Annotated in this window: 7 protein-coding genes and 3 pseudogenes; 5 read left to right on the top strand and 5 right to left on the bottom strand. The window is 43.4% G+C overall.

The genetic code is table 11. The features are described from left to right. The 3 genes and pseudogenes from L5M18_RS22285 to L5M18_RS22275 all read left to right on the top strand — a co-directional run. Nucleotides 1-208, top strand: a pseudogene (locus L5M18_RS22285) (IS3 family transposase); the annotation flags it as partial. A 63-nt stretch (nt 209-271) separates the two neighbouring features. Beyond that, nucleotides 272-613, top strand: a complete 342-nt coding sequence (locus L5M18_RS22280) for a glycosyltransferase (protein ID WP_317629909.1) — start codon at nt 272-274, stop codon at nt 611-613. Nucleotides 614-969: 356 nt separating this feature from the next. After that, nucleotides 970-2,142, top strand: coding sequence for a glycosyltransferase family 4 protein (locus tag L5M18_RS22275; protein ID WP_173497803.1), 1,173 nt, complete (start codon nt 970-972; stop codon nt 2,140-2,142). 48 nt (nt 2,143-2,190) lie between these two features. Here L5M18_RS22275 and L5M18_RS22270 read toward each other — a convergent pair whose 3' ends face one another. The 3 genes from L5M18_RS22270 to L5M18_RS22260 form a co-directional block, all read right to left on the bottom strand. Next, on the bottom strand, nt 2,191-3,273 hold the full coding sequence (locus tag L5M18_RS22270) for a CDP-glycerol glycerophosphotransferase family protein (protein ID WP_411569219.1): 1,083 nt from the start codon (nt 3,271-3,273) through the stop codon (nt 2,191-2,193). A 24-nt stretch (nt 3,274-3,297) separates the two neighbouring features. After that, nucleotides 3,298-4,383: a glycosyltransferase gene (locus tag L5M18_RS22265; RefSeq protein ID WP_263198642.1), complete on the bottom strand. Its 1,086-nt coding sequence runs from the start codon at nt 4,381-4,383 to the stop codon at nt 3,298-3,300. A gap of 90 nt (nt 4,384-4,473) precedes the next feature. Continuing rightward, a complete protein-coding gene (locus L5M18_RS22260) occupies nt 4,474-5,517 on the bottom strand; it encodes a glycosyltransferase family 9 protein (RefSeq protein WP_263162653.1) in 1,044 nt (347 codons plus the stop codon). 97 nt (nt 5,518-5,614) lie between these two features. Here L5M18_RS22260 and L5M18_RS22255 point away from each other — a divergent pair, with 97 nt between their 5' ends. After that, a complete protein-coding gene (locus tag L5M18_RS22255; RefSeq protein ID WP_263198641.1) occupies nt 5,615-6,370 on the top strand; it encodes a 3-deoxy-D-manno-octulosonic acid kinase in 756 nt (251 codons plus the stop codon). A gap of 26 nt (nt 6,371-6,396) precedes the next feature. Here the strand turns inward: L5M18_RS22255 and waaA are convergent, their stop codons facing one another. Further along, nucleotides 6,397-7,662 carry a lipid IV(A) 3-deoxy-D-manno-octulosonic acid transferase gene (waaA, locus tag L5M18_RS22250; RefSeq protein ID WP_263198640.1) on the bottom strand — a complete coding sequence of 422 codons (1,266 nt, stop codon included), beginning with the start codon at nt 7,660-7,662 and terminating at the stop codon, nt 6,397-6,399. A gap of 147 nt (nt 7,663-7,809) precedes the next feature. On the opposite strand from waaA, the pseudogene L5M18_RS22245 reads away from it, so the two are divergent. After that, nucleotides 7,810-8,160: pseudogene (locus tag L5M18_RS22245) on the top strand (TetR/AcrR family transcriptional regulator); the annotation flags it as partial. Nucleotides 8,161-8,175: 15 nt separating this feature from the next. Here the strand turns inward: L5M18_RS22245 and L5M18_RS22240 are convergent. Further along, a pseudogene (locus L5M18_RS22240) lies at nt 8,176-8,407 on the bottom strand (IS4 family transposase); the annotation flags it as partial.

Below are 8,407 nucleotides of genomic sequence, written 5' to 3'. Positions count from 1 at the left end.
GCACAGTAAGCTCAATTTTGTATCACCGAGTGAGCGACATGCGATGCAAGATAAAGCGATTTTATCTAAGCGTAAGGAGGTACTAGAAGAAGCAAGATCAAGAAACCCTAAACGCTGGCCAAACGGTATAAGGAACTGTGACGTTATCGGTGAGGTAGTGTTGAACCCAGAAAAAGAGTCTGAAACTGAAACAAGAAATGCAGCTTAAAATTTAAGTAAAGAGTGCCAACTACCTTGAAAAACACCGCAGGGTAAAGTTGATCAGTTAGGATTGGAATGTGTGGTTGGCGTTACGCTTACACATAATCCCTATGCTTGGATTGCCAACGCAGAATTAATGCTACTGAGCTCAGATTTTGAAGGCTTGCCAACGGTAGTCATTGAGTCATTGGCCTGTGGCACCCCCGTCGTAAGCACTGACTGCCCTCACGGCCCGAATGAAATCCTTACCGGACATTTAGCTAAATATTTGGTTCCCGTTCGCCAACCTGCATTGTTGGCACAAAAGGCTCTGGAATGTCTGGCATCGCCTCCATCGCTTGAAGACCTTGCTATTCTTAAAGCCGTAGATAGTCAAAATATTGCAAAGCAATATTTGAACTTAGCCGAATAAATATCTTTATACGGTAAAAAAGTAGAAACTCTATTGAATATAAGTAGAGTTTCTACTTAACCTCCAACACCTGTTACACTCTGATACAGTATGAAAGCTCGTTTTAATTGGATTAAAAAACACAAGACGTTAACAAATGCATCAAACAAAGAGTAATAACACACAGAAATACAATACATTTAGCCTGTATAATTACTATTATTGAACATCGATAAAACAGTTTATTATAAGGTTAACCATTCTGTATTTATGAATAAATAAATTCATTGATAGTCTATTTGAAAAATATCAAAATACTTCCCATCAAATAATTCTGCCTAAGTAGAATTAGCAATAAATGATTTTTTGGGGTAGTAATGAGTAAGCTTAAAGTGGCTTTATTAGTTGATGAGTACTTTGGTGGTACAGGCACAGTGTATGGTGGATACGGTTTTCTAGCACGCCACTTAATCGCCAAACACTTACCCAACGAAAATATTGAAGTAGAAGTGCTGATAAAAAAAGACTGCAGCAAGCAAAGATTAATACCTCGTCGCTATATGATCGATGGCATTAAAGTTTATCGCTTAGCTGCTAAGTTTATGGATTTCCTTAATATTAGGTTTCTGAAAAAGAAGAATTACGATATATTTCTGTCAATAGAAATGACAACCCACTCATATCGCATTCTAAAAACCATTCCCAATATTGATAAAAAACTCCTATTTTGGGTTCAAGATCCAAGACCTGATTATGAATGGGATGAAATTAATACCGTAAAACTTTTCCCTGAGAAAAGTTATTGGGACAGTAATATTTATCAGTTTGTTCATGACCTTTGGGCGGCAGGGAAAGTCTCATTTATTTCTCAGGCACGCTTTTTAGATCGTAAAGCCAGAGATCTCTACAATCTCGATGATAAAACAGAAATCAAATATTTACCCAATCCTATCGAGATCGATCATAATTTCGATGTAGAAGCACACCCGAAGAAAAATCACATTATCTTTCTGGGACGAATTGAGTCAGTCAAACGTGGTTGGTTATTTTGCGAGATAGCTAAACTGATGCCTGAATATGAATTTTTCATGCTAGGTCAGTCATTTAGGCAGTCAAAGAAAAATCAGTCCATCATGAATGACTACCTAAATATTCCCAACCTACATTTTGTAGGGCATGTAGAAGGCGATCGAAAAAACCAGCTAATCAAAGATGCTAAAATTTTAGTCAACACTTCAATTCACGAAGCTCTACCAATTTCTTTCTTAGAAGCGTTATCTTATGGCACCCTTCTCGTCAGTTGCCGTGACCCCGACGAGCTGACGAGTCAATTTGGCGTATTTACAGGTACAGTGCTCGGAGATGGTTTTGATAAAGTCGATTTATTTGTCGATGGTATACGCCATCTGATGGAAAACGAACAACTAAGACAAGAACTCGCGGTTAAGGCAGTTGACTACATCAAAGCAAACCACAGTATTGAAGATTTCCAGAAAAATATGCAAGAAATCATCTTTAAACTGGTTGAAGAAACGAAACTGCAAGGCTAACAAAATGGGCCGATATTTCAATATCGGCCCATAAGTAACGACAACTAGCTAAAACAACTTCCAATAACCTAGCTTGCGCCGCATCTTAAAATGGCGCAACAAGTTCAATGGTTTAGGTTTTAGCCAATCTGTGCCTTTATCAATCAAAGCATCTGTTGCGGCTAAAACTCGCTGGCTAGATTGACCATCGCCCGTAGGGTGAATTTGATTGCAATAATCATGGATGTGCGCCATCAAATCATCAGGACGACTCAGTGCTCGCGTTAATGCAGATTCAATATCCTCAACCCGACTGATATCGATTAAATGATCTTTCGGTGACTGATTTTTAAAGGTCACCACTGGTTTTCGCTGCATTAAAAACATCAACAGAATCGATGAAGTGTCACACAACATCACATCCCCCGCCTGCAGCAAAGGGATCACATTATCAGTTTCAACAAACTGTAAATTCTCGTTTTCTAAAGCCTTGTACTGCTCAACAATCTTAGGATTCATCTTTGGATGAAATTGCACTAACCAGCTCCATTGGCTCTTTTGCGACAGGGCTTTAATCTGCTCAAATACCACAGGTGCGCAGGTCAAACTTGGGGAAAATGTTGAGCAAAAGAGTACTACAGGCCTTGGGTCATCAGCTTTGATATAAGGATTATCTTTATTCTCAAGAAATAGGGGGTCGAGCGCAGGCCATCCCGTTTCAACGACAGTAAAAGTACCAAACTTTTTCTCTAGTTTCAGAAAGGGCAGAGTCGTCGCAGGGCCTTGGGTACAATACAAATCAAAACAATCTCTGATTTCGAAGTGATCTTCTCGGCCCTTATGATTCATTTTACCCGCATTAAATCCATGGAATACGCCCACTTTAACCCCAGGAATAAAATGAGGGACAACGTTCCCAGGGACGAATACCGCATCTGGTTTCCACGCTTTCACAGCATCGATGCTCTGCAAGCGCAGTTCATCGGTTTTTAAAAACTTAGGATCGACCTCATTTCCCTCTAAGAACCAGCTAACCTCATCACCTCTTTCCAAAATGACTTGTTGAAGTGGCCTTAACATCGCATAGGAATAGTTTTGCGCTATGTAAAATAAATAACGTCTTTTGGCTTGTTTGGCTTCTTCCACAAGCATGCTCCTAAAACACAAACGAATAAATTATTTTGCCAACGCTAAATATTGTTCGGCAATTAAGGTCGCATCGACTTTGGCCAAAATCTCAACCTGCTCGAGGGATGGCGGCAAGCTAACAACCTCGTCTATCATTTTAGCTAACGCTTTGGGATCACGACGCGGCACGAGATAAGGCACTAAATTTCCGGTTAAAATTTCACTAGGTCCATGTGGGCAATCAGTGCTCACAACAGGAGTCCCACAAGCTAAAGATTCAATCAAGACTGTCGGTAAACCTTCAAAATCAGAGCTGAGTACTAATGCCTTAGCCTGCTTAATCCATGGAAAAGGATTACTTTGAAAACCTGGAATAATTAATCGCTTTTCAATACCAAACTTTTTCGCTGCTTTTATCGCTTTTTTGTGGTTATGACACAAGAGCACGACAGGAAGTTGATTTTGCGTGAGTTTGAGGGCTTCAAACAACACATCATGGCGCTTTTGCTTAGCAAAGCGACCGACATGAATAAGATAATCTCCCTGAGGGATTTGCGGATTATCTTGCTGTGATTGAGATGTGATTTCGTTAAATTCAAATGGATTATAGATAGTTTGCATAGATGCTGGATGCAAACGACCTTTATCTTTAATCTCCTTTGCTATACCATTTGAGACAGTAATCAAATGCTGACTATTGAGCGCTTTTTTGGATTTTAGCTTCTTGAAATAAGCAAACGGTCCCAGTTTAAATTGGCGGCTCAACTCTTCTTCTACAGAAGAATGGACTATGACATAAAGTGGTGAAACACCGGTTTTGGTCATCATCAAATTGGTTTTATCTAAATTTGATAAAAACAAATCAAACTTGCCCACTTGAGATTCAATTTCCGCGATTTTTGCGCTGAGTTTGTTAACCGAAGCATTCAATCGCCCAAAATGGTCGAAATCTTTATCCTTAGGGGCAAAGCATTGATGAATGGGTAAGTCCTCAGGGATTTCATAATAGCGATTATCTTCCATGACTAAAAAATGCGGCTCATGCCCTAAGCGAATAAATTGCTTGGCTAAGGTAATCATGACCTTTTCGGCTCCGCCACCCGCTAAACTATCAATGGCAATGGCTATCCGCATGATTTATCTCCTAAACGATATTCTGAATACAAACCGCTAACGCAGCGATACATCAAGAGTGCTGAACAAGAATGCTGATACTAACAAGCCTTAACTGAGTGTCTGCTGAACCACCAGATCAAACTTCTCAATCACGGCTTCAACACTGATCAAAGCCATCAAATGCTCGCCTTTGGCGCGAGTGCCCCACTTAACTTCGCCGCTATGTTGGGATGCTATCGCCTCATCATAGGCGCTCGCCACATATTGCTGCGATAAATACGGACCTGTGCGCCCAGGATTGGAATGGGCATATAAACCAATGACTGGCGTGCCTTGGGTAACCGCCATATGCGCAGGGCCAGTATCCGGTGCTAACACTAAGCTTGCGCGTTTGAGCAGGGCCAATAATTGAGTCAGACTGGTTTTGCCCACTAAATTATCGATTTTAGAGGGACAAGCCTGCAAAATTTGCTCTGCTAAATCCTTCTCAAGTTGAGTTGGGCCACCGCAAAGCATGACTCTAAATCCTTTCGCAATCGCATGGCTCGCAACGGTGGCATAACGCTCTGGTAACCAGTTACGTTCAGCCTTACTGGCTGCAGCGCAAATGATAAAGACTTTTTCATTGTCTTTAATCTGCGTCTGGGCAAATTCAGTATCCGCAATTGGCACAGGAATATGCCATTGAGGAGTGAGATCGTTAACGCCAATCACCTTAGCGAATCCCATAAATCCTTCGAGCACATGGGGATTTGCCAAGGGCTCCACCCTGTGATTTGTCACTAGCCACTGACCTTCTTTAGCGCGGGCACGATCAAAGCCTATGCGCACCTTTGCCGAAATGGCTAATGAAGCCAAGGTTGCACGTAGCGCAACCTGCATATGCAGCAGCACGTCAAAACGTCGACCTTTTAAGGCCTTACGCAAATTAAAATAACTGCGCCATCCTTGAGATTTATCGAAAATAACAAACTCAATGCCGGGTAAATGCTTCAACAATTGATATTCGAGTTTACCGATCACCCATGTGATTTTGAGCTCGGGGTATTGCCGCTGAATCGCCTGCACCATAGCCACGGCATGACAGACGTCACCGATAGCGGATAAGCGAAGCAAACAAAGAGAATTCATGGTATTGGGATTTAAACTCATTGGATTGAAGCTAAAAGCTCTTAAGGTTATTTGGCGCAAGCTAAGGATCTTAATGTAGAATGGCCCTAGGTGCCACGCTTAAGTCAACAAATCTCCGATGAATGCTCAGATACAGCTCATAAAAACCGCCCAAGGTAACATTGCAGTTTGCCAAGATACGCCAACAGATATCGATCCCGCGTGGTTCACGGTGGATTTTTGGCGGGCTAAAAATGCTGTCGTCGGTTCATCCAAAGGCCGCTACACCACTTGGTTTGTGGCATTTGAGCACAGTCATTGGGTATTGCGTCATTATTGGCGTGGCGGCTTAATGGAGAAATTCAGCAAAGATGCTTACGTTTATACTGGCCTCGAAAATACCCGCGCCATGGGAGAGTTACGCTTATTAGACATTTTGTATCGCGAAGATTTTGCTGTACCTAAACCGATTGCCGCCAACATAGTGCGCGATGGATTATTTTACCGCGCCGATATCATTATCGAACGGGTCGAAGGTGCCGAAGATTTAGTCGCTAAACTCGGCAAAGGGGTAATGAGCACAGAGCAATGGCAGGCATTAGGGGCTTGCATCGCCCAATTCCACCAGCGCGGTGTGTACCACGCCGATCTCAATGCCAAGAATATTTTGTTCCAGCCCGCACAAACTGAACCCTTAACGCCAGAGCGGTTTTATCTTATCGATTTCGACCGCGGCGAGTTAAAAACACCGAGCCCGCAATGGCAGCAATCAAATCTAGACAGACTGTTACGTTCCTTTAATAAAGAACAAGCCAAGCTACCAAACCTTGCCTTCACCGCTGATAACTGGTCATCACTAATGCAAGGCTATCAAGCGGCGATGCAAAGCGCCTGATCCACTAAACGAATTATCCAGTTGAATTAAGCGGTTATTAAAGATTGCGCGAGAAGATATTGTTGTTGCAAGGCACCGCGATTTGCCTCAACCACAGCCAATCCCGCGTTCACCGCCTGCTGGCGTAACTCAGGTTTAGCAAAATACTCAATCAAGTTAGCGGCAAGTTCATCCGCCGAAGCGACAACCCTTAACCCACCAGCATCCGCCAACATCTGCGTAATCTGGGCAAAGTCCCAATGGTTCGGCCCCACCATAACAGGTACGCCCATAGCAACAGGCTCCAAGGGATTATGGCCACCATTATTGATCAGCGTGCCACCGACAAAAGCTTGATCCGCGGCGCCATAAAAGGTCAGAAGTTCACCCATGGTATCGCCTACCAGCACTTGAGTCGTTGCCGCCACAGGAAGATTACCGCTGCGGCGAACAAATTTAAAACCTTGGCTGGCAACAACCTCAGCAACGGCAGAAAATTGCTCAGGATGACGCGGCGCAATAATCAGCAAGGCATCGGGCCACTGAGCCAATAATTGCCTATGGGCTGTAAGCATGGCGTCAAATTCTCCAGGATGCACACTGCCTGCGACCCAAATCGGCGAGGTTTCACGCCCCCAAGCTTGACGTAGCTGCTTGGCATTGGCTAAACGCTCAGGCGTAATACTGAGATCAAACTTCAAGCTACCGCATACTGTTACTCTGTCCTGCGATACACCTAACTCGATAAAACGCTGCGCTTCTACTTGAGTCTGCACCGCAATAACATCGAGTCGCTGCAACATAGGCCGACTGAGTTTAGGACGCTTAGCGTATTGCGCCGCCGATTTGACCGATAGGCGAGCATTGGCCAACATCAAGCGCACACCGCGTTTGGCCGCTAAGGCAACTAAGTTAGGCCACAGCTCGGTTTCCATAATGATGCAGGATTTAGGTGACACTTGGTGCAAGAAACGCCCCACACACCAAGGTAAGTCAAAGGGTAAATAACAATGTTGCACTGAGTCACCAAAGGCTTTACGCACCTGCGCAGACCCTGTTGGGCTGGTTGTGGTAACCGTAATGCTTAATTCAGGGTGTGATTGCATAATCAAACGGATCAATGGGATTGCCGCAAGCGTTTCACCCATAGACACAGAATGGACCAGTAAATCCGTCGATTTAAGTCGAGTTAATCCAAAACGCTCCCCCCAACGACCGCGGTAATCAGGGCTTTTAATAGCACGAAATGCTAAATAGACGACTAGCAAAGGGGATAATAAATATAAGATCGTGGAATAGAGAAAACGATTCATTAAAAACGTGCTTATGAGTTTTGCCTGATGAATAGCGGCAATGTTAGCATATGCACCAAATTAGGGATAATTTACCAGCAGTTCGGCGGTCGTTGGTTAGCTTTCTTTGATCAATTATGTGGCGTTCACTAGCAATTTGGATAACTTATGAAAACCCGCGACAAAATAATCTATGCCAGTCTTGAACTGTTCAACGAGCATGGCGAAAGAAACATCACCACCAATCACATTGCTGCTCACTTAAATATGAGTCCCGGGAATCTTTATTACCATTTTCGCAATAAAGAAGACATTATCCGCTGTATTTTCAGTCTATATGAGAATCATCTCGAATCGGGTTTCCAACCCTATGAAGATAAGCAAGTGGATGTAGAACTGTTAATCGGCTACTTCGATGCTATGTTCTATACCCTGTGGCAATTCCGCTTTATGTACGCCAATCTTGCAGATATTCTCGCCCGCGATGAAGAACTAAAAAAACGCTATTTACACGCACAGCACTGAAGGATCCCCTCATAAATCAGCCATAGCATAGCCATATTTGAGCAACTGATTGGCGAATAATACCCAGGCCGCCAGCAATTCTTTCTCCGTGATTTGATAATCAGGCCGCCTGAGTACCTCCAATCCCAAGCGAATCGTTGAGAGTACCGTTCGATGCCCAATGGTATTGGCCTGAAAATGCTTATCCCAGCCCTGTTGCTGTGCGTGTAAACCAACTAGCCACAACAGGCATTGAACCATC

The sequence above is a fragment of the Shewanella sp. SM20 genome (assembly GCF_025654545.1).
GTDB lineage: Bacteria > Pseudomonadota > Gammaproteobacteria > Enterobacterales > Shewanellaceae > Shewanella > Shewanella oncorhynchi.
Note: the sequence above shows the minus strand (reverse complement) of the source record. Positions and strands in the feature narration are given on the sequence as shown.

Excerpts from the sequence above, each read along its gene's own strand:
- L5M18_RS22275 (WP_173497803.1), top strand. The coding sequence starts at position 970 with ATGAGTAAGCTTAAAGTGGCTTTATTAGTTGATGAGTACTTTGGTGGT.
- L5M18_RS22270 (WP_411569219.1), bottom strand. The coding sequence starts at position 3,273 with ATGCTTGTGGAAGAAGCCAAACAAGCCAAAAGACGTTATTTATTTTAC.
- L5M18_RS22265 (WP_263198642.1), bottom strand. The coding sequence starts at position 4,383 with ATGCGGATAGCCATTGCCATTGATAGTTTAGCGGGTGGCGGAGCCGAA.
- L5M18_RS22260 (WP_263162653.1), bottom strand. The coding sequence starts at position 5,517 with ATGAGTTTAAATCCCAATACCATGAATTCTCTTTGTTTGCTTCGCTTA.
- L5M18_RS22255 (WP_263198641.1), top strand. The coding sequence starts at position 5,615 with ATGAATGCTCAGATACAGCTCATAAAAACCGCCCAAGGTAACATTGCA.
- waaA (WP_263198640.1), bottom strand. The coding sequence starts at position 7,662 with ATGAATCGTTTTCTCTATTCCACGATCTTATATTTATTATCCCCTTTG.